The sequence below is a fragment of the Streptomyces sp. NPDC101165 genome (assembly GCF_044768135.1).
Taxonomy (GTDB): domain Bacteria; phylum Actinomycetota; class Actinomycetes; order Streptomycetales; family Streptomycetaceae; genus Streptomyces.
In genome coordinates this window covers 52,382-77,895 of the sequence record NZ_JBIWPG010000002.1, presented here as the reverse complement: position 1 = coordinate 77,895, position 25,514 = coordinate 52,382, and the positions used below count along the sequence as shown (strand labels likewise).

Annotated in this window: 22 protein-coding genes and 1 tRNA gene; 14 read left to right on the top strand and 9 right to left on the bottom strand. The window is 72.2% G+C overall.

Annotated features, from left to right (window positions below; all coding sequences use genetic code 11):
- Window positions 1-40 precede the first annotated feature (40 nt).
- The 4 genes from ACIRVH_RS03920 to ACIRVH_RS03905 all read left to right on the top strand — a co-directional run bounded on the left by ACIRVH_RS03920 (window position 41) and on the right by ACIRVH_RS03905 (window position 4,874).
- Window positions 41-1,369, top strand: a complete 1,329-nt coding sequence (locus tag ACIRVH_RS03920) for an ABC transporter substrate-binding protein (RefSeq protein WP_403947950.1) — start codon at window positions 41-43, stop codon at window positions 1,367-1,369.
- Complete coding sequence (locus tag ACIRVH_RS03915) at window positions 1,366-2,391, top strand: carbohydrate ABC transporter permease (RefSeq protein WP_403947948.1); 1,026 nt, start codon at window positions 1,366-1,368, stop codon at window positions 2,389-2,391. Before ACIRVH_RS03920 ends, ACIRVH_RS03915 begins: the two co-directional genes overlap by 4 nt.
- The gene (locus ACIRVH_RS03910; protein ID WP_403947947.1) at window positions 2,388-3,272 is read left to right on the top strand and encodes a carbohydrate ABC transporter permease; all 885 of its coding nucleotides are present in this window, start codon (window positions 2,388-2,390) and stop codon (window positions 3,270-3,272) included. Before ACIRVH_RS03915 ends, ACIRVH_RS03910 begins: the two co-directional genes overlap by 4 nt.
- A 174-nt stretch (window positions 3,273-3,446) precedes the next feature.
- Window positions 3,447-4,874 (top strand): GH1 family beta-glucosidase, encoded by a 1,428-nt coding sequence (locus ACIRVH_RS03905; RefSeq protein WP_403947945.1) that lies wholly within the window; start codon window positions 3,447-3,449, stop codon window positions 4,872-4,874.
- A 50-nt stretch (window positions 4,875-4,924) separates the two neighbouring features.
- On the opposite strand, the gene ACIRVH_RS03900 is transcribed toward ACIRVH_RS03905, so the two are convergent.
- The 4 genes from ACIRVH_RS03900 to ACIRVH_RS03885 all read right to left on the bottom strand — a co-directional run bounded on the left by ACIRVH_RS03900 (window position 4,925) and on the right by ACIRVH_RS03885 (window position 9,333).
- The gene (locus ACIRVH_RS03900; RefSeq protein ID WP_403947943.1) at window positions 4,925-5,467 is read right to left on the bottom strand and encodes a hypothetical protein; all 543 of its coding nucleotides are present in this window, start codon (window positions 5,465-5,467) and stop codon (window positions 4,925-4,927) included.
- 172 nt (window positions 5,468-5,639) lie between these two features.
- Window positions 5,640-7,106 carry a cellulose binding domain-containing protein gene (locus tag ACIRVH_RS03895; RefSeq protein ID WP_403947941.1) on the bottom strand — a complete coding sequence of 489 codons (1,467 nt, stop codon included), beginning with the start codon at window positions 7,104-7,106 and terminating at the stop codon, window positions 5,640-5,642.
- A 110-nt stretch (window positions 7,107-7,216) separates the two neighbouring features.
- Window positions 7,217-8,617, bottom strand: a complete 1,401-nt coding sequence (locus tag ACIRVH_RS03890) for an ATP-binding protein (RefSeq protein WP_403947939.1) — start codon at window positions 8,615-8,617, stop codon at window positions 7,217-7,219.
- Window positions 8,614-9,333, bottom strand: coding sequence for a response regulator transcription factor (locus ACIRVH_RS03885; RefSeq protein WP_403947938.1), 720 nt, complete (start codon window positions 9,331-9,333; stop codon window positions 8,614-8,616). The genes ACIRVH_RS03890 and ACIRVH_RS03885 overlap by 4 nt, the downstream gene beginning before the upstream one ends.
- Before the next feature lie 98 nt (window positions 9,334-9,431).
- Here ACIRVH_RS03885 and ACIRVH_RS03880 point away from each other — a divergent pair, with 98 nt between their 5' ends.
- The gene (locus ACIRVH_RS03880) at window positions 9,432-9,944 is read left to right on the top strand and encodes a hypothetical protein (protein ID WP_403947936.1); all 513 of its coding nucleotides are present in this window, start codon (window positions 9,432-9,434) and stop codon (window positions 9,942-9,944) included.
- Window positions 9,945-9,959: 15 nt separating this feature from the next.
- Here ACIRVH_RS03880 and ACIRVH_RS03875 read toward each other — a convergent pair whose 3' ends face one another.
- Both ACIRVH_RS03875 and ACIRVH_RS03870 read right to left on the bottom strand, forming a co-directional pair.
- Entirely contained in the window at window positions 9,960-10,829 is an 870-nt protein-coding gene (locus ACIRVH_RS03875; protein ID WP_403947934.1) for a spermidine synthase, read from the bottom strand.
- Between the two features lie 34 nt (window positions 10,830-10,863).
- On the bottom strand, window positions 10,864-11,283 hold the full coding sequence (locus ACIRVH_RS03870) for a hypothetical protein (RefSeq protein ID WP_403947933.1): 420 nt from the start codon (window positions 11,281-11,283) through the stop codon (window positions 10,864-10,866).
- A gap of 266 nt (window positions 11,284-11,549) precedes the next feature.
- On the opposite strand from ACIRVH_RS03870, the gene ACIRVH_RS03865 reads away from it, so the two are divergent.
- Window positions 11,550-13,019 carry a hypothetical protein gene (locus tag ACIRVH_RS03865; protein ID WP_403947931.1) on the top strand — a complete coding sequence of 490 codons (1,470 nt, stop codon included), beginning with the start codon at window positions 11,550-11,552 and terminating at the stop codon, window positions 13,017-13,019.
- Window positions 13,020-13,212: 193 nt separating this feature from the next.
- Here ACIRVH_RS03865 and ACIRVH_RS03860 read toward each other — a convergent pair whose 3' ends face one another.
- Window positions 13,213-13,809: a histidine phosphatase family protein gene (locus ACIRVH_RS03860; RefSeq protein WP_336115267.1), complete on the bottom strand. Its 597-nt coding sequence runs from the start codon at window positions 13,807-13,809 to the stop codon at window positions 13,213-13,215.
- A gap of 181 nt (window positions 13,810-13,990) precedes the next feature.
- Between ACIRVH_RS03860 and ACIRVH_RS03855 the strand changes: the two genes are divergently transcribed.
- The 7 genes from ACIRVH_RS03855 (at window position 13,991) to ACIRVH_RS03825 (ending at window position 20,787) form a co-directional block, all read left to right on the top strand.
- On the top strand, window positions 13,991-14,935 hold the full coding sequence (locus tag ACIRVH_RS03855; protein ID WP_403947929.1) for a phosphatase PAP2 family protein: 945 nt from the start codon (window positions 13,991-13,993) through the stop codon (window positions 14,933-14,935).
- A complete protein-coding gene (locus ACIRVH_RS03850; protein WP_403947928.1) occupies window positions 14,832-16,064 on the top strand; it encodes a hypothetical protein in 1,233 nt (410 codons plus the stop codon). The genes ACIRVH_RS03855 and ACIRVH_RS03850 overlap by 104 nt, the downstream gene beginning before the upstream one ends.
- The gene (locus tag ACIRVH_RS03845) at window positions 16,055-17,656 is read left to right on the top strand and encodes a hypothetical protein (protein ID WP_403947926.1); all 1,602 of its coding nucleotides are present in this window, start codon (window positions 16,055-16,057) and stop codon (window positions 17,654-17,656) included. The genes ACIRVH_RS03850 and ACIRVH_RS03845 overlap by 10 nt, the downstream gene beginning before the upstream one ends.
- Window positions 17,657-17,864: 208 nt before the next feature.
- A complete protein-coding gene (locus tag ACIRVH_RS03840; protein ID WP_403947924.1) occupies window positions 17,865-19,202 on the top strand; it encodes an AAA domain-containing protein in 1,338 nt (445 codons plus the stop codon).
- Window positions 19,203-19,662: 460 nt separating this feature from the next.
- The gene (locus ACIRVH_RS03835; RefSeq protein ID WP_403947922.1) at window positions 19,663-20,034 is read left to right on the top strand and encodes a hypothetical protein; all 372 of its coding nucleotides are present in this window, start codon (window positions 19,663-19,665) and stop codon (window positions 20,032-20,034) included.
- Window positions 20,035-20,147: 113 nt separating this feature from the next.
- Window positions 20,148-20,723, top strand: a complete 576-nt coding sequence (locus tag ACIRVH_RS03830) for a bifunctional DNA primase/polymerase (RefSeq protein ID WP_403947920.1) — start codon at window positions 20,148-20,150, stop codon at window positions 20,721-20,723.
- Window positions 20,714-20,787: transfer RNA gene (locus ACIRVH_RS03825), tRNA-Lys, on the top strand. Before ACIRVH_RS03830 ends, ACIRVH_RS03825 begins: the two co-directional genes overlap by 10 nt.
- Window positions 20,788-21,020: 233 nt before the next feature.
- Here the strand turns inward: ACIRVH_RS03825 and ACIRVH_RS03820 are convergent.
- Window positions 21,021-22,235 (bottom strand): M6 family metalloprotease domain-containing protein, encoded by a 1,215-nt coding sequence (locus tag ACIRVH_RS03820; protein WP_403948724.1) that lies wholly within the window; start codon window positions 22,233-22,235, stop codon window positions 21,021-21,023.
- A gap of 365 nt (window positions 22,236-22,600) precedes the next feature.
- Between ACIRVH_RS03820 and ACIRVH_RS03815 the strand changes: the two genes are divergently transcribed.
- Window positions 22,601-24,415 (top strand): putative bifunctional diguanylate cyclase/phosphodiesterase, encoded by a 1,815-nt coding sequence (locus ACIRVH_RS03815; RefSeq protein WP_403947919.1) that lies wholly within the window; start codon window positions 22,601-22,603, stop codon window positions 24,413-24,415.
- Here the strand turns inward: ACIRVH_RS03815 and ACIRVH_RS03810 are convergent.
- A complete protein-coding gene (locus ACIRVH_RS03810; RefSeq protein ID WP_403947917.1) occupies window positions 24,394-25,482 on the bottom strand; it encodes an LLM class flavin-dependent oxidoreductase in 1,089 nt (362 codons plus the stop codon). The genes ACIRVH_RS03815 and ACIRVH_RS03810 overlap by 22 nt on opposite strands.
- Window positions 25,483-25,514: the final 32 nt, after the last annotated feature.

Here is a 25,514-nt window from a genome sequence, read left to right as displayed (position 1 = left end):
TTGGCCGGGGGGTCGGCACGTCAGGCAACAGGAGGACGCAATGCGCACGAGCATCCGCCGGTCCCGCAGGCTGGGGGCCTTCGTGGCCGTCGCCGCGCTGACCACAGGGCTGTTGGCCGGCTGCGCCAACGACTCGGACGACGGTTCGTCGAACGCGGACGGCGGCAACGGCAGTGGCAAGGGCAAGATCACGCTGACCGTCGGGACCTTCGGCGTCTTCGGCTACAAGCAGGCCGGCCTCTACGACGAGTACATGAAGCTCCATCCGAACATCAACATCAAGGAGAACGTCACCACCCGTACCGACGTGTACTGGCCAAAGGTGCTCACCCGCCTCCAGGCCGGCTCCGGCACCGACGACCTCCAGGCCATCGAGGTCGGAAACATCACCGAGGCCGTCCAGACGCAGGGGAGCAAGTTCGTCGACCTCGGCAAGGACGTCGACAAGTCGCAGTGGCTGGACTGGAAGAACGCCCAGGCCACGACCAAGGACGGCAAGCTCATCGGGCTCGGGACCGACATCGGCCCGATGGCCATCTGCTACCGCAAGGACCTGCTCCAGAAGGCCGGGCTGCCGACCGACCGGACCAAGCTCGCCGGCATGTGGAAGGGCGACTGGGCCAAGTACGTCGACGTCGGCAAGCAGTACATGAAGAAGGCGCCCAAGGGCACCAAGTTCGTGGACTCCGCGTCCTCCGTCTACAACGCGGCCCTGGGCGGTGGCGACGAGCGGTACTACGACAAGGACGGCAACGTCGTCTGGGACAAGTCCACCGGTGTGAAGAAGGCCTGGGACGTGGCGATGTCCGTCGCGAGCAGCGACATGTCGGCGAAGCTGAAGCAGTTCGACCCGACCTGGGACCAGGGCTACGCCAACGGCACCTTCGCCACCGTCGCCTGCCCCGCCTGGATGATCGGCTACATCGAGCAGAAGTCCGGTGACTCCGGCAAGGGCAAGTGGGACGTGGCGGCGGCCCCGACCGCGGCGAACTGGGGCGGCTCCTTCCTCGGCGTGCCGACGGCGACCAAGCACCAGAAGGAGGCCGTCGAGCTGGCCAAGTGGCTGACCGCGCCCGAGCAGCAGGCCAAGGTCTTCGCCAAGCAGGCGAGCTTCCCGTCGACCCCGTCGGCGTACGCGAGCCTGAAGCCGGCCGCCGACACCACGGCGTACTTCTCGAACGCGCCGATCACGCAGATCTTCTCCGACTCGGCGAAGACCATCCCGACGCAGTACTTCGGCACGAAGGACCAGCCGATCAACACCGCGATCACCGACGTCGGCATCCTCCAGGTCGAGCAGAAGGGCAAGTCGCCCGCGCAGGGCTGGGACGCGGCCACCAAGGAGATCAAGGACGTGCTCGGCCAGTGACCAGCTCCAAGCAGGCTCTCGCGCACTCCGCGTCGAGCGCCGAGGCCGCGTCCGGCAGCTCGCCGGGCGCGGCCCGGGGCGCTCACGGTCGCGGTACGCCGGCGGACACCGACTCCTGGCGCAGCCGGCTGTACCGCTGGGACATGAAGGCGTCGCCGTACGCGTTCGTCGCCCCCTTCTTCGTCCTGTTCGGGGCCTTCACGCTGGTCCCGCTGCTCTACACGGCCTGGTACTCGCTGCACGACGTCCAGCTGTCGGCGCTGGACCACCAGACCTGGGCGGGCCTGGACAACTACCAGCACCTGTTGTCCTCGGACTTCTTCTGGAACGCCCTGGAGAACACGTTCACCATCGGTCTGATCTCGACGGTTCCGCAGCTGCTGGCCGCGCTCGGCCTCGCCCACCTGCTGAACTACCGGCTGCGCGGCTCGACCGTGTGGCGGGTCGTGATGCTGACCCCGTACGCCACCTCGGTGGCCGCCGCGACCCTGGTGTTCACGCTGCTGTATTCGTGGGACGGCGGCATGGTCAACTGGATCCTGCACTTCTTCGGGGTGGATCCGGTCAACTGGCGGGAGTCCGACTGGGGTTCGCAGTTCGCGGTGTCCTCGATCGTGATCTGGCGGTGGACCGGGTACAACGCGCTGATCTACCTGGCCGCGATGCAGGCGATCCCGACGGATCTGTACGAGTCGGCGGCGATCGACGGCGCCAACCGTTGGCAGCAGTTCCGGCATGTGACGATCCCGCAGCTCAGGCCCACGATCCTGTTCACGATCGTCGTCTCCACCATCGGCGCCACCCAGCTCTTCGGTGAGCCCCTGCTGTTCGGCGGGGTCAGCGGGTCCAAGGGCGGCTCCGAGCACCAGTACCAGACGCTCGGCCTGTACATGTACGACCAGGGCTGGATCATCGGCAATCTCGGCAAGGCGTCCGCGATCGCCTGGTCGATGTTCCTGATCCTGCTGATCATCGCCGCGGTCAACCTGCTGCTCACCCGACGGCTGAGGAAGTCCCAATGACGACCAGTGAAGTGACCCTGCCCGCCGCGAAGGTGAGGCGGCGCCGGGTGATGGGCGCGGGCAAGCAGCTGCACGCGGGCCCGGTGACGTACGTCGTGCTGACCGTCTTCGCGCTGGTCTCGCTGGCCCCGCTGGTGTGGACGGCGATCGCGGCCTCGCGCACCTCCGGGCGGCTGGCCCAGACTCCGCCGCCCCTGTGGTTCGGCGGCAACCTGTTCAAGAACCTGCAGGCCGCCTGGGACGAGGCCGGGCTCGGCACCGCGATGTTCAACTCCGTGATCGTGGCGGGCACGATCACGGTGAGCACCGTGCTGTTCTCCACGCTGGCCGGCTTCGCCTTCGCCAAGCTGCGGTTCCGGTTCTCCGGGCTGCTATTGCTGCTGACCATCGGCACGATGATGATCCCGCCGCAGCTGGCCGTCGTACCGCTGTACCTGTGGATGTCGGACCTGGGCTGGTCGAACCAGCTGCAGACGGTGGTCCTGCCGAGTCTGGTGACCGCGTTCGGCACGTTCTTCATGCGGCAGTACCTGCTCCAGGCGCTGCCGTCGGAGCTGATCGAGGCGGCCCGGGTGGACGGGGCGAGCAGCATCCGGATCGTGTGGCACGTGGTGTTCCCGGCCGCCCGGCCCGCGATGGCGGTGCTCGGCCTGCTGACCTTCGTGTTCGCGTGGAACGACTTCCTGTGGCCGATCATCGCCCTGAACCAGCAGAACCCGACCGTGCAGGTGGCCCTGAACTCGCTCGGCACCGGCTATGTCCCGGACCAGGCGGTGATCATGGCGGGTGCGCTGCTCGGCACGCTGCCGCTGCTGATCGCCTTCCTGCTGTTCGGCAAGCAGATCGTGGGCGGGATCATGCAGGGCGCGATCAAGGGCTGACCGCTCACTGCGGGGGCCGGGCCACCGCCGCCCCGGCCCCCTGCCCTCCTCTTTTCTCCCCTCCCTCTCCGCCCTCTCCGCCCTCTCCGCCCTCTCCGCCCTCTCCTCCCTCTCCTCCCTCTCTCCACCCCACTCGTCTCGTCGGTCTTCCACGACCCCAATGGGAGCGCTTCCATGCCTGAGTCCGTTACGTCCGTGACCTTTCCTCCCGCCTTTCTCTGGGGCGCCGCGACCTCCGCTTACCAGATCGAGGGGGCGGTGCGGGAGGACGGCCGCACCCCCTCGATCTGGGACACCTTCAGCCATACGCCGGGCAGGACGGCCGGCGGCGAGACCGGTGACATCGCCGTCGACCACTACCACCGTTACCGCGAGGACGTTGCGCTCATGGCGGAGCTGGGCCTGAACGCCTACCGCTTCTCCGTCTCCTGGTCCCGGGTGCAGCCGACCGGGCGGGGGCCGGCGGTTCAGGTGGGCCTGGACTTCTACCGCCGGCTGGTGGACGAGCTGCTGGCCGCCGGGATCAAGCCGGCGCTCACGCTCTACCACTGGGACCTGCCGCAGGAGCTGGAGGACGCGGGCGGCTGGCCGGAGCGGGACACCGCGCTCCGGTTCGCCGAGTACGCGCAGCTGGTCGGCGAGGCGCTGGGCGACCGGGTGGAGCACTGGATCACCCTCAACGAGCCCTGGTGCAGCGCCTTTCTGGGCTACGGCTCCGGCGTCCACGCCCCGGGCCGCACCGACCCGGCCGCCTCCCTGCGCGCGGCCCACCACCTCAACCTGGCCCACGGCCTGGGCACGACGGCCCTGCGCTCGGCGATGCCGGCCCGCAACCAGATCGCCGTCAGCCTCAACTCCTCCGTGGTACGGCCGCTTTCGCAGGACCCGGCCGACCTGGCGGCGGCCCGCCGCATCGACGACCTGGCCAACGGGATCTTCCACGGCCCGATGCTGCACGGGGCCTACCCCGAGACCCTGTTCTCCTCGACGGCTTCGGTCACCGACTGGTCGTACGTCCTCGACGGCGACGTCGGCGCGATCAACGTGCCGCTGGACACACTCGGCCTGAACTACTACACGCCGACCCTGGTCTCGGCGGCCCCCGACAAGGTCCGGGGCCCGCGGGCGGACGGCCACGGCGCCAGCGACCACTCCCCCTGGCCGGCCGCGGACGACGTCCTGTTCCACCAGAGCCCGGGCGAGCGCACCGAGATGGGCTGGACGATCGACCCGACGGGCCTGCACGAGCTGATCATGCGGTACACGCGGGAGGCCCCGGGCCTGCCGCTGTACGTGACGGAGAACGGCGCGGCCTACGACGACAAGCCCGACCCGGACGGCCGGGTGCACGACCCCGAGCGCATCGCCTACCTGCACGGCCACCTCTCGGCGGTCCGTCGCGCCCTCACCGACGGCGCGGACGTGCGCGGCTACTACCTGTGGTCCCTGCTGGACAACTTCGAGTGGGCGTACGGCTACGACAAGCGGTTCGGCGCGGTGTACGTGGACTACGCGACGCTGGAGCGGACGCCGAAGTCGAGCGCACGGTGGTACGGCGAGGCGGCCCGGACGGGGGCGCTGCCGGCGGTGCAGGCCCACTAGCGGGAAGAGGCGCGGGGCCCCCCCCCCCCGGGGGGCCCGCGCCTCGCCGGTCAGGAGCCGAACAGCTCGGTCATCTCGGTGAGCTTGCCGTCGCTGCCCACGGCCACGTCGAAGAAGTTCTCGCCGTAGCAGTCGCTGGTGTCGGCCTTGGCGGTGGCGGTGTCCTGCTCGGTGCCGTTGACGCAGACACGGATGTGCTGGAGGCCGCCGCCCGCGGCGGTCGTCTTCGCCGGGCCGCTCTTCTTCACGTGCAGGACCGTGATGGGGGTGTCGCCGGACTCGACGGTGTACTCGTGCTCCTTCCCGGTCGCCTGGTAGAAGGCGCCCTCGCTGGAGCTGCAGTGCTGTACGGCGTCCTTGGTGGTGAGGGTGTTCATGGCGCCGGAGACGCTCTCGACCAGGACGTACTTGTGGCCCTTGGCGAGGGTCGGGCAGCCCCCCTTGGTGCCGCCCTTGGCGGAGGGGCTCGCGGAGGCCGACGGACTGGCGGTGCCGTCGGCCTCGGCGGTGGTGTCGGTGGGCTGGCAGGCGGCCAGGGTGAGCGCGGCGCAGCCCAGGACGGTGGCGACCAGGGCATGGCGGATGGACGGCATTGTTCCCCCGAAGTGGTGCGTCCCGGGCAGCAACGGCCCGGGTGATGGCATGTCGAACGGGCCGTGCGTCCCTGTGCGGACGGCGGCCGGCCCGGGCCGAAGATCGACCCGGGCCGGAACTATATAGGCATGATCATGCCGAGTTGGTGCAGAACTCACGCCGCCCCGCGTGTCACTTGAAGGCGCCGAACGCCTTCGAGAACGCGAACTTGTCCTGGGTGATCGAGCTGCACGTGGCGTCGGCGGTGGGCTTGGTGCCGCCGTCGCACTGCTTGTCGCGGGCCGCGGACCACATGGAGAGCCCGCCGAGGCCCTTGGACTTGGCGAAGGTCACCAGCTGGGTGGCGTCGTCGACCTTGAAGACCTCGGAGGAGACGTCGTTGACGCCGATCATCGGGGTGACCGCGACCGCCTTCCAGGCGGCGGAGTCGGACAGCCCGAGCACGCTCTTGACCTGCGCCTGGGTGGCGGTGGCCGCCTGTTCGGCCAGGTCGCCCATGTCGCCGCTGAACGAGGGGCCGTAGTCCATCGCCATGATGTTGACGGCGTTGATCTTCACACCGTTGGACTTGGCGTCGGACAGGAGGTTCACGCCGTCCTGGGTGAGGCCCTGCGGCAGCACCGGGAGGGTGTAGGAGACGTCCAGGCCCGGGTGCTGGGCCTGGAGCTTGGCTATGGCCTGGGCGCGGCGGGTGTTGGCGGCCGTGTTGGGCAGCGCGCCGCCCTCGACGTCGAAGTCGACCTTGGTCAGCTTGAACGCGTCGACGACCTTTCCGTAGGCCGCGGCCAGCGCGTCCGCCGAGGAGCAGGTGGTGGCCAGCTCGGAGCCGGAGGCGCCGCCGAAGGAGACCCGGACGTCACCGCCCTTGGCGCGCAGCGAGCCGATCTGCGCGGCCACGCCGTCGCTGGTGACGTCCGTGACACCGCCCCACTTGGGGGTGCAGCCGCCGCCGTCGGTGATGAAGGCGAGGTTGAAGTTCTTCACGCCGGTCGCGTCGGCCGCGGCGAGCAGGTCGAAGGCCGGGTAGAGGGAGGTGTCGACGTAGGGCGCGAAGCCGGCGGAGGCGGTGGTGCCGCTGCCGGTGCTGCCGGTCGGCGTGGGCGTCGCGCTCTGGGTGGGGGTGGCGCTCTGGGTCGGGGTCGCGCTCTTGGTGGGGGTCGGGGTCGCCGACTGGGTCTGGGTCGGACGGCCGCTCGGCTCGGGGGTCGCGCCGCCGTCCGCGGAACAGCTCGCGTTGTCGATACGGCAACCGGAGGGGTCCCCAGCGCCGTTGACGACGAAGCCGACGGTGACCGACTTGCCGGGCGCGAGGCCTTCGGTGTCCCACTTGGCCGGCTTCACGGTGACGTGCTGACCGCTCACGCTCGACTCGCCGTTCCACAGCGAGCTGAGCTTCGCGCCCGCGGGGAGGTCGAACTCCAGCGTCCAGGTCTTCTCCGCCTGGCCGCTGTTGTTGGTGACCACGTACTGCGCGGTGTAGCCCGTCGACCAGTCGCTGGTCTTGGTGTACGCGGCGTTCACGCCGGCCGCGTTCGCCGTGCCGGTCAGCAGGACCGCGCCGCCACCGACCACGGCCGCTGCCACCAGGCCGCCGATCGCCTTGTTCCTGCCACTGATCCTGCGCCGGTGCGTGCTCATGCGCGTGCCTGCCTTCGGTGTTCACGGGGGTGGGGTGCGGCAGCACGCTAGCGAGCGAGAATCGGACAAACGGCTTGATAGGGACGACCGTTGGGGATCTTATGGTGCGCTTAAGGAAGGGATCGGGGACGGTTAAAGGTCGAGACCAATTTGCCCGATCGGCGTCTTCGCACCGCCCCGCGGTGCCCCCGGCCCCCCGGCTTGCGCCCGTCCAGCTGGAACCAGATCCGCACCTCGGTGCCGCCCAGCACCGAGGAACTGATGCGGACGTCGCCGCCGGTGGCCTCCGCGAGCCGACGCACGATGTCGAGGCCGAGGCCGGTCGAGCCCGCGCTGCCGGAACCGCGGCCGCGGGCCATCGCCGCCTCGGGGTCGGGTATGCCGGGGCCCGCGTCGGAGACCAGCACGATCACCGCGTCCTCGCCGTTGTGCACGTCGACCGCGAAGGCGGTGCCCTCGGCGGTGTGCCGGAAGACATTGCCGAGCAGCGCGTCCAGCGCGGCCGCCAGGTCGGCGCGGGCCACCGGTATGCGCACCGGCCGCTCCACCCCGGCCACCCGCCACTTGCGGCCCTCGTCCTCGGCGAGCGCGGACCAGAACTCCATGCGCTCGCGGACCACTTCGGCCACGTCGCACCCGGCGCCGGGCCCGGCCGCGGCGGTCTGCGGCTTGGCCTCCCGGGCCGTACGGATGATGGTGTCGACCTCCCGCTCCAGCTGGGCGACGGCGGTCCGGGTCTGCTCGGCGGCCGGACCGCCACCGAGGGAGGCCGCGTTCAGCCGGAGCACGGTCAGCGGGGTACGCAGCCGGTGCGAGAGGTCGGCCGCCAGCTCGCGCTCGTTCGCCAGGAGTTGGACGACCTGGTCGGCCATGGCGTTGAACGCGACCGCCGCGAGCCTCAGTTCGTTCGGGCCCTCCTCGGGCACCCGGGCGCCCAGCTTGCCCTCGCCCAGCTCGTGCGCCCCCTCGACCAGTCGCTGCGCGGGCCGCACCATGCGCACCCCGAGCCGGTCGGCGACCGCGACCGAGCCGACGATCAGCGCGAGGCCGACGCCGGCGAGCACCGCCCAGGCCGTGCCGACGCCGTTGCTCACCTCGGACTCGGGGACGTACACCTCGACGACCGCGGTGCCGGAGCTGAGCGCGACCGGCTGCAGCAGCGTGGAGCCGCCGCCGACCGAGGTGGTGGAGGCGCGTCCCATCTTCCGTACGGCCTCGATGTCCCGGTGGGCGGCACGCTGCCGGCCGAGGTCGAGCGCTGCCCCGCCGTCGGCGGCGGGCAGGTGCACGGCCATCCCGGAGTCGGCACCGGCGGAGGCCACCACCCGCTCCAGCTTGTCCCGGTCGGTGGTGATGGACAGCGCGGGGGCGACCGCGGCGGCCTCGCGCTCTGCGTTGGAGAAGGCGCGGTCGCGGGCCATTTCCTGGACCACGAGACCGAGCGGCACGGCGAAGGCGACCACGACCATCGTGGTGACCGCCAGGCACACCTTGACCAGGGCCCATCTCATCGCGGCGGCTCACCTTCCCCGTCGGCGAGCACCGGCGGCTCCAGCTTCACGCCGACCCCCCGCAGGGTGTGCAGATAGCGCGGCCGGGCGGCCGTCTCCCCCAACTTCCGGCGCAGCCAGGACAGATGGACGTCGATGGTCTGGTCGTCGCCGTAGGACTGCTGCCAGACCTCGGCGAGGAGTTCCTTGCGCGCCACGACGACACCGGGGCGGCCGGCGAGGAAGGCGAGCAGGTCGAACTCGCGGCGGGTCAGGTCGAGCCGGGCACCGTCCAGTTCGGCCTGGCGGCGCAGCGGATCGACGGTCAGCCCGCCGACCCGGATGACCGGCGAGGGCGGGGTCTCCGCGCCGCCGGAGCGGGCCCGGCGCAGCACGGCCGAGATCCGCGCGGACAGGTGCTCGACCGAGAACGGCTTGGTCAGGTAGTCGTCCGCCCCGGCGTTGAGCAGCCGGACGATCTCCGCCTCGTCGTCCCGCGCGGTGGCGATGATGACGGGCACGTCGGTGATGCCGCGCAGCATCTTCAGGGCCTCGGAGCCGTCCAGATCGGGCAGTCCGAGGTCCAGGATGACCACGTCGAAACGGAGATGGGCGACCTCGCGCAGCGCCTCCAGTGCCGTACCGACGCTGCGCACGGTGTGTGAGGCGTCGGTCAGATGCCGGATGAGCGCCGAGCGTACGAACTGGTCGTCCTCGACCACGAGCACACTTGCCATGCGCCGCACCGTACGCCATACGGCCGACGCCGGCCGGAGCCTGTGGATAACTCGGGGCGAGTGCGCACGGCCGTACCCCTGAGGCAGTATGGCCCGCGATGCGCAGAGGACTCGTACACGTACTGGCGTGGCTGCTCGCCACCGGAGCGGCGGTCACGCTGTCGTGGTGGGGCGTGCACACGGTGATGGCGGGGACGGCGTACGACCCGCCGCGCGCCCTGCCGATCACGGCGGCGGACACGACCACGCAGCGCTCGAAGCCGCCGGATCCGCCGAGCACCCGGCCGTCCCCGTCGAAGAGCAGATCACCCGAATCACCGACCCCCGCCCCCTCCCGGACACCGTCCGGCGGCACCACCTCGCCCCCGACCCCGTCCGCCACCACCTCCGGCCAGGTCAAGGCCTACGACACCGACGGCGGCCGGGCGGTCTTCGACCTGGGCAGGTCGAGCGCGACCCTCGTCTCGGCGACCCCGGGCACCGGCTGGTCGATGCAGGTGTGGAAGACGCAGACGTGGATCCGGGTGGAGTTCAGCAGCGGCGCGGACCGGGTGTCGGTGTTCTGCACCTGGCACGACGGGCCGCCGCATGTGGAGGTCGGCACGTACTGACCCCCGGCGGGTGGCTCAGCGGAACACCGAGGGCGGCGGGGCCGGGGAGGCCACTGCCGCCGCGTCCGTCACGGGGGTGGCGCCGCCGGTGAAGTCGAGGAGTTGCCTGCCGTGTTCGACGCGGGCGGGGTGTGGGTCGGAGGCGGCGCGGCGGGTGAGTTCGGGCAGTGGGAGCGGGAGGTCGGAGGCGGCCAGGATGGCGTTGCCGAAGCGCTTGCCGCGCAGCACGGCCGGGTCCGCGATCAGAGCGAGTTCCGGGAAGCGGGCGGCGGCGGTGGCGATCTGGCCGCGCAGATGGGCGAGCGGCGGGCCGTCGGCGAGGTTGGCGGCGTAGACACCGGAGGGCTTCAGGGCCCGGCGGACCTCGTCCAGGAACTCGGTGGAGGTGAGGTGGGCGGGGGTCCGGGCGCCGCTGAACACGTCGGCGATGACCAGGTCGGCCCAGCCGTCCGGCACCTTGGCAAGACCCTCGCGGGCATCAGCCGACCTGACCCGGATCCGGGCGTTCGGATCCAACGGCAACTCGCGTCGGACCAGTTGGACGAGGGCCGTGTCCCGCTCGACGACCTGCTGGGTGGAGCGGGGGCGGGTGGCGGCGACGTACCGCGCGAGGGTGAGGGCGCCGCCGCCGAGGTGCACCGCCTGCACCGGCTTGCCGGGCGGGGCGACGAGGTCGATGACATGGCCGAGACGACGCTGGTACTCGAAGGAGAGGCACGCCGGGTCGTCCAGGTCGACGTGCGACTGCGGCGCACCGTCGATCAGCAGCGTCCAGGCGCGGGCGCGGTCCGGGTCGGGTATGAGCTGCGCGAGCCCGCCGTCGACCGTTTCCACCACGGCCTCGACGGCGGCCGACCTGCGCCGGTTGTTCCTGGACCTGCCCATCGGTCCATTTTCGCAGCTGCGGCGGTCGCCCGCTTCACCGGCAGCTGTCGGCCGCCTTGATCAGCCGCGCCGCCTCCCCGAGGGCCCGGCGCAGCACCACCGGATCGGTCGCCAGGTCGGCCTCGCCGGGCGGCAGCAGCCAGTCGGAGCCCTCGACCGGCGGCTGCGGGGCGAGCCGCAGCCCCTGCCCGTTCGTCTCGGTGCACGTGCTGCCCGGTACGTCCCAGCAGGCGGCGGTGCCCGCCGGCACCAGGAAGCCGAGGGTGTCGCATCCGTCGTCGTGCAGGACGCGCCCCACCGCCTCCCCGGCCCCCCGCCGCAGGATGTCGACCGCCTCCAGCCCCTGCCGGGTCGGCACCGTCACGAGGTCGCATGCCGCGTCGCCCGCCGTCACCGACGGCGCCGCAACCGGCGTGTCCGGCATACAAGGTTCGTTGCTCTGGCTGGTCTCCATGCCGGCCTCCACCACGCTGCCCTCTTGCAGTCCACGGAGTCCAACGCGCGAGCGCGTCAACGGCTACGGCACAAGTGCGCCGCAAAGGATGGCAGTTCATGGCAGATCGTGGATGAGATATCCGGTTTGTAGCCAAACACAGCGTGGCGGGTCCGACACAGCAGGTACGTTCTTGCTCGCCGGGACCAGGGTGCCACTCGGACAACTCAGCCCGAATCCACCCCGGATCCGGCATGGTTCGACGGTTCGCACGAGAGGACCCGGCCATGGCGTCGTCAACCGAGACCTCGTCACAGCCCGAACGGCCACCCCGGCCGAACCTCGCCTTCCGGCAGCTGCGCGGCCGGCGCTCACCGGCCGAGTTCGCGGCACTGGTGCGGCGGGCCGCCCGCGAGATCGGCGAGCGGGTGAGCTGTGACGCGCGTTACGTCGGCAGGGTCGAGGCGGGTGAGATCCGCTGCCCCAACTACGCCTACGAACGGGTGTTCCTGCACATGTTCCCCGGTCGCACGCTCACCGACCTCGGCTTCGCGCCGCGCTCCTCCGTCCGTGGACGCGCGGCGCGTTCGCCCGGGGACACGCCCCCGGCGTTCGGTACTGCTGAGACGCGGGGGGCCTGCGAGCCGTATGACACGACGGACCGGTACGACCCGCAGAACCCGTACGACCCGCACGAGCCGTACGAGAACGACCACCTGAACCACGAGGAGAGCGACGTGCTGCGTCGCGCATTCATGACCGGCGGAGGCGCCACGGTCGCCGTCGCCACCATGGGCCCGCTGGGGCTCGCCACCGACGCCGTGGCGGCGGCCCGGCCGCTGCGCCGCGCCGGAACCCCCGAGGCGGCCGCCCTGGAGGAGGCCGTCCGCCGCATCCGGCTGCTCGACGACCGGCACGGCGCGGACGGCCTGTACCGACGCGCTGCAGCGCCGCTGCGTGCTGCCTACGCGCTCCTGGACGCCGGCGCGACCCGGCAGACGACCGCCGAGCGGCTGCACTCGGGCGCCGGTGAACTCGCCATCTCCGTGGGCTGGCTGGCCCACGACTCCGGGCGCTTCGACGACGCCCGCTCGCACTACGCGGAGGCGCTCGCGACAGCCCGGATGACCGGCGACGCCGGTCTGGAGGCCCATGCCTTCTGCAACACGGCGTTCCTGGCCCGTGACGCCGGCCGCCCCCGCGAGGCGGTGCGCGCCGCGCAGGCGGCCCAGCGCGTCGCCCGCCCCCTGGGCTCCGCCCGTCTGATGTCCCTGCTCGCCCTGCGCGAGGCGGGCGGCTGGGCGGGGCTCGCCGACCGCGCCGGCTGCGAACAGGCACTGGCCCGGGCCCAGGCCCTCTTCGAGCGGGGCCACTCGGACGCCGACCCCGAGTGGATGAGCTTCTACGGAGAGGCCGAGCTGGAGGGGCTGGAGGCGCAGTGCTGGTCGACGCTGGGCGACTGGCGGCGCGCGTCCCGGCACGCCCGGCGCGCGGCGGGCCTCCAGGATCCCCACTTCACCCGCAACATCGCCCTGTACACCGCCGAACTGGCCGACGACCTGGCCCGCGGGGGTCGTCCCGACGAAGCCGCTGCGGCGGCGATGTGCGTGCTCGATCTGCTGGACCAGGTCCAGTCGTCCCGGATCCAGACGATGCTGGCGGGGACCGCGCGGGTGCTGTTGCCTCACCGGCGGGCGTCGGGGGTGTCGGACTTCCTGGACCGTCATGCGTCGTTGCCGCGGGCCGGGCGGGCGTAGGGGCAGGGACTGTCGGGTCCGTCGCCGTCTGCGGGTGCGTGGGGGGCTGGTCGCGCCCACGCGGCGGAGCCGCATATCGATACAGCCCCGCGCCCCTGGGGTTGCAGCTCTGTCGGTTGCGTGGCCGTTGTAGATGCCTGCGGCACCCTGCCGGCGCCGGAAAGCGGACCCACCCCCGCCCAGCACCAGCCAGTTACCCCGCCAAGTGCCCCAAGTCGTTCCAGCTCTCGATCGCCGGCTCCCCGTACGCCCAGCCCAGCACCGACAGCGAGGTCGGGTTCAGGCGTATCCGCGCGGCGAAGTCCAGCGGCAGTCCGAGCCACCGTGCGCCGATGGACCGCAGGATGTGCCCGTGGGCGAAGACCAGCACGTCACGGTCGGCCGACCGGGCCCAGGCCACGACCTCGTCCGCGCGCGCGGTGACCTCGGCGATGCTCTCCCCCTCGGGGACACCGTCCCGCCAGATCAGCCACCCCGGCCGCACGGCCTGGATCTCGGCCGGCGTCATGCCCTCGTACGCGCCGTAGTCCCACTCCATGAGCGTGTCCCAGGACTCGGCCCGCTCCCCGAACCCGGCCAGCTCGCACGTCTCACGCGCGCGTGCCAGCGGACTGGTCCGCACCTCGACACCCGGCAGCCCGTCCAGCGGAGCGCGGTGCAGCCGTTCGCCGAGCAGCTTGGCCCCGCGCCGGCCCTCCTCCAGGAGCGGTACGTCGGTCCTGCCGGTGTGCTTGCCGGACAGCGACCATTCCGTCTGTCCGTGCCGGGCCAGCAGGATGCGCGGTGCCATGGGAGACCTTTCCGGAAGTGGGGAGGGGTCCCTCCATCATCGCTCACCCGGGACAGGGGCAACCCGCCGGGAGATCTCGGCGTCTTTGAGGTCTGAAGCGCCCGCATGGCCGGGATATGGACCGCGTAAAGTGACACGGTCGCCCGCCGGGCGCCGCGCAGCAGAAGGGGGAGGGCATCGGATGCCGCAGACCGAGACACCGGGCACCGAGGCGGCCCCCCGAACCCGGCTGCGGTGGTGGACCGAGGTACCCCTGATCCTGCTGGTCTACGGCTGCTACTCGGCCGGCCGGCTCCTCGCGCGCGGTGACGTCTCCTCCGCCGTCGACCACGGCCTGGCGATCCTGCGCATCGAGAAAGCCCTGCACCTCAACGCCGAGCACCCGCTCAACCGGCTGTTCACACGCGAGGCGTGGCTCGGCGTACCGGCCGACTTCTGGTACGCCTCGCTGCACTACCTGGTCACGCCCGTCATCCTCGTCTGGCTGTTCCGGGCCCACGCCGAGCGCTACCGGGCGGCCCGCACATGGCTGATGACGTCGACGTTCATAGGCCTGATCGGCTTCACCCTGCTGCCCACCTGCCCGCCCCGGCTGCTCGCCGACGGCCACGGCTTCGTCGACACGATGGCCCAGTACAGCTCGTACGGCTGGTGGGGCGGCGAGGCCAGCGCGCCGCGCGGCATGGGCGGCATGACCAACCAGTACGCGGCGATGCCGAGCCTGCACGTGGGCTGGGCCCTGTGGTGCGGGGTCATGCTGTGGCGGCACGGCGGCACCCGTCTCACCAAGGTCCTCGGCGTCGTCTACCCGCTGGTGACCGCGATCGTCGTCATGGGCACCGCCAACCACTACTCCCTGGACGCGGTCGCGGGCGTGGCCGTGATGGGCGTGGGTCTGCTGCTCGCGCCGCGTGTGATGCGCGGTGCGGATCTGCTGCGGGCCCGCTTCAACCCCCGTACCCCGGCGGTCCCGTCGGGCACGGGTTCCCCGATTGTCAGTGACGGATGCCAGACTTCCGCGGGTGAGCGAATTCCACGGCAGCGCGAGTCGCAGCGCGCATCCGCAGCCGAACCGGACGCCTCCCCCCGCGACGCAGGGGAAGAGGCTCCGGCAGCGGCTCGCTGAGCTGCGCGGCCCCGACGTACCGGCCAAGGCCCTGGACGCGCGCGCCCTCGCGGCGCTCGCCGCGAACCCCGGGTGCCGCAGGCGGGCGATCCTGGACGGCGCCGGAGTGGACAAGGCGGCGCTGGCGAGCGCGCTGGGCGCGCCCTCCGGCTTCGGGCAGTCGCAGTTCGCGCTGACCCGGGGCAACGCGTTCGAGGCACGGGTGAAGGCGGACGGCGGCGCCGAGCTGCTGCGGCTGGTCCACGCCCGGCTGGATCCGGGCGCGGAGCCGCCCGCCGAGGCGGCCGTCCCGGACCTGTCCGCGCACGGCCCCGAGGGGCGTACGGCCCGCACGGCGCTGGCGCTGCGCGAGGCCGTGGCGGCGGGCGGCTGGACCCTGCTCGACCACCCGATGCTGGCGCTGGACGTGGCGGGCTCGCTGGCGTTCCTGGAGCCGGACGCGGTGGTCGTGCACCCGGACGGCAGCTGGACCGTCGTGGAGATCAAGTCCTTCCCCATGCTGGACGGTTCGGCCGACCCGGCGAAGGTGGGCGCGGCCGCCCGGCAGGCGGCGGTGTACGTGCTGGCCCTGGAGGAGGTCGCGGCCCGTCTCGGCGCGGAGCCGGAGCGGGCTGAGGAGCCCGCCGGGGAAAGCGCCCCGGCCCCTCGGGTACGGCACCGGGTACTGCTGGTGTGCCCGAAGGACTTCTCCAACCTGGCCACCGCCTCCGCCGTGGACGTGCGCAAGCAGCGCGCGGTCACCGCCCGCCAGCTGGCCCGGCTCACCCGGGTCGAGGAGATCGCCGACGCCCTGCCCGAGGGCATGTGCTTCGCACCGGACCGCCCGGCCGAGGAGCTGACGGCGGCCGTCGGGGCGGTCCCGGCGACGTACGCGCCCGAGTGCCTGTCGGCCTGCGAACTGGCCTTCCACTGCCGGGAACGCTCCCGCGCGGCGGATGCCGTGACCCGTCTCGGCCGCCCCCTGCGGGCCGAACTGGGCGGTCTGACGACGGTCGAGGACGTCCTCGCGGCGGCCCGCGGCGACAGCGGCGACCCCGACGACCCGGCGGTGGCCGCCCTGCGCCGGGCGGCGACCCTGCGCGCGGAGGCACTCGCCACGGCCGGCCGGGCGGTGGCCCCGTGTCCCTGATCGCCACCCTGGCCCGGCTCGAGGCCGTCAGCACCGGACGCGCCCAGCCGGCCGCGACCGTCCGCCACCGGCACCTGTCCGAGCGCCCCCTGGTGTTCGTGCCGCTCACCACCGCCGGTGAGGCCGGCGCCCCGCTCGGCGCGCTGGTCGGCACCGACCGGGACGCGCCCCGGCTCCTGGTCGTGCCCCAGCCCCGCGACCGTGACCTGCGGTTCGCGTTCCTCGCCGAGCTGGCCGACGTCGTCCTGCCGTACCTCGACTCCTACGCGGAGGACGTCGAGGCGGCCGAGCGGGGCGAGACCGACCCGGAGACCGGCAAGCGGGTCAAGGTCGAGGTCGAGCTGTGCACGGACGCGCCCCAGCTGATCGTGCCGAGCCGCGCGGGCCTGGACTTCGTACGGCTGCTCGGCCGCTCCATGCGCTTTCGCCGGACCGCCGAGCAGGACCCGGAGACGCCCCACCCGGCGCCACCCCGCATCCCCCTGCTGGGCCGCTGGCTCACCCACTACGGCGAGCGGGCCCGCGTACCCGGCTCCTCGCTCCTCCTCGCCCTGACCGACGTGCTGTCCCGGCACTGGGCGACCGGCCAGTCCAGCCTGGAGGACCAGCACCTGGGCGCGCTGCTCGCCTGGATCGACCCGCCCGGGGACGGCTCCGGCGCCGAGGCAGCCCACCGGGCCGAACTCGCCCGCGACGCCGACGGCCAGCTGCTGTGCCCGCCGGCCGGCCCGGCCACCGACCCGGCGTTCGACAACAAGCTCCTGGCCCCGGCCATCGAGCGCTACGACCGCGCGCGCGGTGCGCTGGCCGCCGCCGAGGACGCCCTGGAGGCCGACGACCGGCTGGCCGCGCTCACCGCGGCCGAGCGGGAGATCCGCGCCCTGGTCGAGAGCCGCACCCGGCCCACCTGGGACGCGGTGTGGCGGGGCCTGGACCTGCTGCGGGCGCTGCCGGAGGGGGCGCATGCCGAGGAGCGGTGGACCCGGGACCGCTGGTCGTTCACCGGCCACCGGGACCGGGTCGTGGCGGGCGAGCCCCCGCAACCGCGCCGCGACGACGCGGTGACGGCGGCGAACAAGCTGGCCACGCGCGAGCGTGAGCAGGCCCGGCTGGAGGCGCAGGAGGCGCTGGACGACCCGCTGGTGATGGCCGGGCGGCGGCTGGCCGGGGAGGCCCTCGCGGGCGAGGTGACCGACGTCGTCATGGCGTACAGCGAGGGCAGGCGGCCGAGCCCGCGCCCGCTGGTGACGGTCCGCACGGACGACCGGCCTCATCTGGCGGAGCGCGCGAAGGTCTACCGCTCGCTCGGCGGCAAGCCGCAGGCCGCGGAGTTCGTCGGGTACGAGGGCTCCGCGGACGAGGGCGTGCTCGTCCTGCGGATCGTGGACAAGATGGGCCGGGGCAAGGAGCCCGAGCCCGGTTCGGTGCCGGAGAAGGGCGACGCGGTCTGCTTCACCCTCTTCGAGCACGAACAGCGCGGCGGCGCGAAACTGCCCGACCCGGAGGAGACCCCGTGGACGCACGGCGGCCCGCCGGGCGAGGCCGCCGTGCCCGAAATCGCCGACCCCGTGACCGAGGAGGACGTCCTTTGAACCCTCCCCCTCGCGAACGAACAGGATTCCTGGCTCACGCCGCTCGATCCCTCAGCGAGAGATCGAGTCTTCCGCGATCAGCACCAGCCGGGTTGGAACCAGCCCGGTTTCCCCAGAAATTGGAGGTTGCTGTGCTGGCTTGGTTCTCGCGCAGCACACGGCGACGCTACCATCCGTCACTCGAATGGCACAACCAGTGACGGGTCGCATGCACGGAGCCCCGCCTCACCCCGCTACGGCCGCCGCACAGGCCACCGCCGCGATCCTCCGCGACACCCTGCAGGGCACTGCGCGCGGTGTGGTCGTCGACTCCCCGCCCGGCGCCGGGAAGTCCACCCTGGTGGTCCGCGCGGCCCTGGAACTCGCCGAGGCCGGGCGCCCGTTGATGGTGGTCGCGCAGACGAACGCCCAGGTGGACGACCTGGTGCTGCGGCTCGCCGAGAAGAACCCCGAGCTGCCCGTCGGCCGGCTGCACAGCAGCGACACGGACCCCTACGACAAGGCACTGGACGACCTGCCGCAGGTCCGCACGTCGGCGAAGGCGGGCGAGCTGACCGGCCTCCCGGTCGTCCTGTCCACGGCCGCGAAGTGGGCGCACGTCAAGGTGGACGAGCCGTGGCGGCACGCGATCGTCGACGAGGCGTACCAGATGCGCTCGGACTCCCTGCTGGCCGTGGCGGGCCTGTTCGAGCGGGCGCTGTTCGTGGGCGACCCGGGCCAGCTGGACCCGTTCGCGATCGTGGGCAGCGAGCAGTGGGCGGGCCTGTCGTACGACCCCTCGGCCTCGGCGGTCACCACTCTTCTGGCGCACAACCCGGGCCTGCCCCAGCACCGGCTCCCGGTCTCCTGGCGCCTCCCTGCCTCGGCGGCCCCGCTGGTCTCGGACGCCTTCTACCCCTACACCCGGTTCCGCAGCGGCACCGGCCCCGACGACCGCCGTCTCGCCTTCGCCGTCCCCTCCGACGGCTCGGGCCCCGACCGGGTGATCGACGAGGCGGCGGAATCCGGCTGGGGCCTGCTGGAGCTGCCGGCCCGGCACACCCCGCGCACCGACCCGCAGGCGGTCCGGGCGGTGGCGACGGTCGTACGACGCCTGCTGGACCGTGCGGGCGCGGCCGTCTCGGAGCGCTCCCCGGCCCCCACCCCCCTCACCCCCGACCGCATCGCCGTCGGCACGGCCCACCGCGACCAGGCGGCGGCGGTCCGCTCGGCGCTCGCGGAGCTGGGCGTCACGGACGTCACCGTCGACACGGCCAACCGTCTCCAGGGCCGCGAGTACGACGTCACGGTCGTCCTCCACCCCCTCTCCGGCCGCCCCGACGCCACCGCCTTCCACCTGGAGACCGGCCGCCTGTGCGTCCTGGCCTCCCGCCACCGCCACGCCTGCATCGTGGTCTGCCGCGCAGGAGTCGGCGACCTCCTGGACGACTACCCGTCCACGGAACCGGTCCAGCTGGGAACGCTGGTGAAGTTCCCGGACGGCTGGGAGGCGAATCACGCGGTTCTGGCGCACCTGGCGGAACACCGGGTCACCTGGCAGCCATGACCGGATACACGTCGCCGGGCCGGCGAGCCAGGAACCAGCACCGCCCACCTGCCGGACGGAGGTCCGGCACGCCGCCGGAGGCGGCCAATGGATACAGCCCGGACGGCTGGGAGGCGAATCACGCGGTTCTGGCGCACCTGGCGGAACACCGGGTCACCTGGCAGCCATGACCGGATACACGTCGCCGGGCCGGCGAGCCAGGAACCAGCACCGCCCACCTGCCGGACGGAGGTCCGGCACGCCGCCGGAGGCGGCCAATGGATACAGCCCGGACGGCTGGGAGGCGAATCACGCGGTTCTGGCGCACCTGGCGGAACATCGAGTGAGCCGGCGGCCTTGAGACCTTGGTGTGTGCGCGGACTTCCGGCGACTCCGAGGTCCCCTTGCGCTCGCGCGAGACAATGGAGGGTGGCCCACCTGAGAGCAGGGCCCACCGAACCGTACGAGGAGGAGACGAGACATGGCGGAGCCCACGCCGCGTCGGCATGAACCGCGGCTACGCCCCGCGCCCCTGATCTTCGAGCCCGCGGAGGCGGCCTCCGATCCCGAGCATTTCTTCGACCTCGAGTCGATGGAGGATCCGGGCGCGCTGCTGGCGCGGGCGACGGAGCTGGCCCTGGCCTTCCAGGCGGCGGCCGACCGGGCCGTGGAGTTCCAGGCCGTCGCTGCGGCCCAGCTCGCCGATCCGGGCCGGTTCGACCGGCTGACCCCGGCGGACATCGCCGCGCGGGTGGAGTGGACCGAGGACTACGCGAAGAAGATGGTGGAGTTCGGGCGGGACCTGCTGCGCGGCGCCGACACGGAGGGCCGCAGCCCCGTCGACCCGGTCTAGCCCACACGGCTGGCATATGCCAGCCGGGCAAGATACTCCTCCCTGCCCGCCCCTGTCCCGGTTTTCCGCAACCCAGGAGAACCGCGTGCTCACGGCCGGTAAATGTAATCGGCATGAGCTGCACACCGCATGTCACCTGTGCCACCGCCGACGGAGCCGCGTGGCTGGCCTCGGCAGGAACGTATCCGCGCAGCATGCTCGCCCTGTGGCAGGAACGCCCGAACGCCCCGCTGGTCCTCCCCTGCGGCGCCGTCTTCGACGTGGTGAGCGCCCCGGCGATCTTCGGGCGCCGGATGCTGGACCGCTTATGGGACGAGGGGCCGGGATCCGGCCCGGTCGCGGTGTTCCGGGGCCGCATGCTGCTGTTCACCGCCCCCGGCACGGCTCAGCGGCTGCCCTCGCTGCTGAGCTGGGAGGAGTGGGGGTCCCACCGCACGGAGGCGGTACCGCCGCTGCTCTGCCACGGCACGGGAGACGCGGTGACCGTCCCCGCCCTGTCCGGCGACGCCTCCCCCACCCCCGGCGGCTCGCGCTGGCTGGTCGCGCCGGACACCCGTCACCCGTGGCTGCCGGGCCCCGAGGTCATGCTCTGGGCGGCCGTACGGGCGGCCCGGGACGCGGTGCGGATATCGATTTTTCCTCCCGCCGACCAGGATGCTAAGGTCTACGACGTCAGCAGGCGCCGCTAGCTCAGTTGGTTAGAGCAGCTGACTCTTAATCAGCGGGTCCGGGGTTCGAGTCCCTGGCGGCGCACGATGACGATGGCGAGGCGTGTTCGCAGAAAGCGCGAACCTCCTCGCCATCTCTGTTTCTGCGCGGCTTCGCCGCGCGTTGTGGGGGCTCCGCCACCCACACCCCCGTACGACGGCGGGTCGGTTTCGAAAGATTCCGGTCCGCTGTTTTCGTATACACGAGCGCCGCAGAAGGCGACATCAGCCGAGTCCCCCGGAAGACGGAATCCGGCCGAGCCCCGCAGACGGCGGGATTCACCCTCCCAGTCCCGGCGTGATCTTCACCGTCCACGCCCCGGACGCCGTCCGCCCCTCCACCTCCACCTTCACACCCTCCTCGGGCACCGTGAAGCTCTCCCCGAGAGAGACCGGGGCGTCGGCCAGGGGCGGGTAGACCGAGTTCTCCCAGCACGCCTCGGTGCGCGGGTGGGCGTCCACCACCTCGATCGGACCGCCGCCGGACTCCGCACCACCGCGCACCCGGTAGACCAGGACACCCTGCCGGCAGCCCGCCCGGTCGTTGCCCGCCGGACCGCGCGCCTCGAAGGCCAGGACACTGTCCGCGCCGGTCCGCACCACCGCCAGTTTCGCGCCATGACCGAGGCCGAAGGCCGGGGCACCGGTCGTGCCCTGCACCGGGATGCCGGGGCCCGCGGCCAGCGGCTCCAGGGTCAGCCGGGTCGGCCCGGCACCCCGCACGCACACCACCTGGCGCGGATCCAGCCAGCCCAGCTTCCACTTGTGCCAGGCGAACAGGTCCGGGGACAGCCCGAACTGGCTGCCCATCAGGTCCCAGTCGCCGACGTAGGTGTCCCAGTCGCCCTTGCCGTCGACCGGGCGGTGGTAGAGGTCGGGGAGGTCGAAGACGTGACCGGTCTCGTGGGCGAGGACCAGCCGGTCGGGCGGATGCTTCTCGAACACCGTGACGACCCGGCGCACGTCTGTGCCGTCCACGTGCATGGGGGTGTCGAGGTTGACGACCTTCGTCGCGTCCGAGTCGACGCCGGGCGCGTCCGGGTCGGCGACGAAGTAGACGACGTCGTAGCGGGAGAAGTCGACCTGCTGGTCGGCCACGGCGAACGCGTCGCGCAGATAGGCGGCGCGGTCTTCGGCGCTCCAGTCGCGCTTCATGGCGTACGAGGTCGACGGCTGCGGCATGCGCAGCCAGTGGTCGAGCGGGTGCGGGTGCAGTGTGAACCGTCCGTACGAGGCCTGTTCGAAGAACCGGCTGGTGGCCGGGAAGTGGTCGGCGGTCAGCTCGGCGGGAGTGGTGTGGGGGGTGGCGTCCGGGAAGGACAGGAAGATCATGGCGGCGTCGAGCGTGCCGGTCGGGCGGGTGTAGTCGGGGTTCCAGGTGTCCACGCCCTCCGAGTGGTGGGCCTCGCTGCGGTGCAGGGCGCAGGGGGCCGTCGAGAACGGCTCGGCGACCGACGGGCCGGTGAGGATCGAGGTCGCGGCGAGCGCCGACATCGTGGTGAACACGGCGGCGGTGCTGCGCAGCTTGGGCACGAAAGGACCTCCGGACGCGGTTCACGGGACACCGAATCCAGATTGTGGGAGTTTGTTGCCCTACGTCCTGTTCGCCTGAACCAGAAGGGTGAGTACGCCCGTTTGGGCGCCGGCGTGCATCGGCGCCCGACACCCCGAAACACTCACGGAACGTCACAACTGGTCGGGGGCCTGAAGAACCCGTCCAGGTGCGGGCAGAAACGATCTGTCAGAACCTGTGGTCTGTCCGGGACACTGGAGAGTGGCTGGAAGGCCTCCGGGCCAGCCTCTATGATCGGCACACTTTCCGGCACGGACAGAGATCGAGTGCACTGCGGGAGCGAGCGGTGAGCGGAACGTCCGAAGGGCCGACGCCCGCGGCAGACCTCGACCGGTCAGCCGTCACAGACAGTAACCACAACACCTATCGCCGTGTCTTCGCGGCGGCGCCGCTCGCCATGGCCGTCGTCGACCGCGAAGGTCTCGTCGTCAGCGCCAACCCCGCGTTCGGCGGCCTGCTCGGCGCCGACCCGGACGGGCTGACCGGACGGGTCGCCGCCGATCTGGTGGACCTGGCCGCGGACGCCCGCACCTGGCACGCCTACCGCGAGGTCCTGCGCGGCCGGCAGGCCAGGCTGCGCTGCACCCGCAGGCTGAAGCATCCCGAGGGGCACTCGGTGTGGGTGCAGGTCACCGTCGCCCCGCTGACCGGCGGCGAGCCCGGCGTCCTCGTGTCGGTCGCCGACATCGGTGCCCGCCGCGAACTGCAGGCCCGGCTGCGGCACTTGCAGATGCACGACCCGGTGACCCGGCTACCCAACCGCACCCTGTTCTTCGAGCGCCTGACGGCCGCGCTGGAGGCGGAGTCGTACGAGCAGAGCGGCACCGGCCGGATCGGCCTGTGCTACCTGGACCTGGACGGCTTCAAGGCCGTCAACGACACCCTCGGCCACCGCGTCGGCGACCGGCTGCTCTCGGCCGTGGCCGAGCGGCTGACCCGGGTCGCCGACGAGACCGGGTACGCCCGCGCCGGCACCCCCCTGGTGGCCCGGCTCGGCGGCGACGAATTCGCCCTGCTGGTCGAGGACTCCACCGGCACCGAGCAGCTCGCCGACCTCGCCGAGTCCGCACTGAAGGCTCTGCAGGCACCCTTCGACCTGGCCGGACAGCGGCTGTCGCTGACCGCGTCCATCGGGGTCGTGGAACGGCACGCGGCCGGCACCACCGCCACGGGCCTGATGCAGGCGGCCGACACGACGTTGTACTGGGCGAAGGCGGACGGCAAGGCCCGCTGGACCCTGTTCGACCCCGAGCGCAACGCGCATCTGGTGACCCGTCAGGCTCTTTCCTCCACCCTCCGACCCGCCATCGAGCGCGGTGAGTTCGCCCTTGAATACCAGCCGTTGGTCGGTATGGAGGACGGTCGGCTGAGCGGGGTCGAGGCGCTGGTCCGCTGGAATCATCCTCAGTTCGGCACACTGACGCCGAATCGGTTCATCGGACTGGCCGAGGAGGACGGTTCGATCGTGCAGCTCGGCCGCTGGGCGCTGGAAACGGCCTGCCGGCAGGCCCGCCGCTGGCAGGTGGACCATCCCGACGAGCCGCCCATCTTCGTCAGCGTGAACGTGGCCGTACGCCAGGTGTGGGACTCCGACCTGGTGGCGGACGTGGCCCGGACCCTCGCCGAGACCGGGCTCGCCCCGCACCTGCTCCAGCTGGAGCTGACCGAGTCGGCCGTGATGGGGTCCTCGGGCCGCCCGCTCCAGGCCCTGCAGGCCCTCAGCGACATGGGCGTCCGGATCGCCATCGACGACTTCGGCACCGGCTACTCGAACCTGGCCTACCTGAGCCGGCTGCCGGTGTCGGTGCTGAAGCTGGACGGCTCCTTCGTGCGCGGCTTCCAGTACGAGGGCGACAAGAGCACGGTGGCCGTGCCGCCCAACCCGGCCGACGAGGTGATCGTGGAGGCGATGATCCAGCTGGCCCACCGCCTCGGTCTGACGGTCACCGCGGAGTGCGTGGAGACCTCGGCGCAGGCCACACGGCTGCGCCGGATCGGCTGCGACACCGGGCAGGGCTGGCTGTACTCCCGTCCGGTGCCGCCGGATCGTATCTCCGAGCTGCTGGGCGGCCAGGCGGCCTACGCGGTGGGCAAGCCGTAGGCGTCGGCGATCAGTTCGTAGGAGCGCAGCCGCAGTTCGCCGCGGTGGGCGTGCGAGGTGAGCATCAGCTCGTCGGCGCCGGTGCGCTTGTGCAGGTCGTCCAGGCCGGAGCGGACCTCGTCCGCCGTGCCGTGCACGATGTTGCCGGTCCAGGAGGCGACGAAGTCCTCCTCCATCGGGCCGAACTCGTGCTTCTCGGCGTCGGCCGGGTCGGGGAACAGGCCCGGGCGGCCGGTGCGCAGCCGGAGCATGTTCAGCGCGGCCGCCCGCACCTGCCGGCCGGCCTCCCGCTCGTCGTCCGTGGCGAGGGCGGAGACACCGATGAGGGCGTACGGCTCGGACAGCACCTCGGAGGGCCGGAAGGTCTGCCGGTACAGGTCGAGGGCCGGGATGGTGTTCTGCGCGGAGAAGTGGTGCGCAAAGGCGAAGGGCAGCCCGAGGAGACCGGCGAGACGGGCGCTGAAGCCCGAGGAGCCGAGCAGCCAGATCGGCGGCCGGTGAGCGGACTGGACGCCGCCCGGACTGCTGCCCTGCACCGGACCCGGGATCGCGTGGATGCGCCGGTAGGGATGCCCCTCGGGGAAGTCGTCGTCCAGGAAGCGGGTGAGTTCGGCCAGCTGCTGCGGGAAGTCGTCGGCGCCCTCGTTCAGGGTGTCGGTGCGGCGGAGCGCGGCGGCGGTGGCACCGTCCGTGCCGGGCGCCCGGCCGAGGCCCAGGTCGATCCGCCCCGGCGCCATCGCCTCCAGCGTGCCGAACTGCTCGGCGATCACCAGGGGCGCGTGGTTGGGCAGCATGACGCCGCCCGAGCCGAGCCGGATGCGGTCGGTGTGGGCGGCGAGGTGGGCGAGGATCACGGCGGGCGAGGAGGAGGCGACGCCGGGCATGGAGTGGTGCTCGGCCACCCAGTACCGGTGGAAGCCGCGCGACTCGGCGAACCGGGACAGCTCCACGCTGGTGCGCAGCGCGTCGGTGGCGGTACTGCCCGCGCCGACGGTCACCAGGTCCAGTACGGAGAGGGGGACGGGGGCGGTCCCGTGCGTCGTGCCCCGGATCTCGTCTGCCGACACGGTGTGGCCTCCTGTTTCGACCGTGAGCTGTT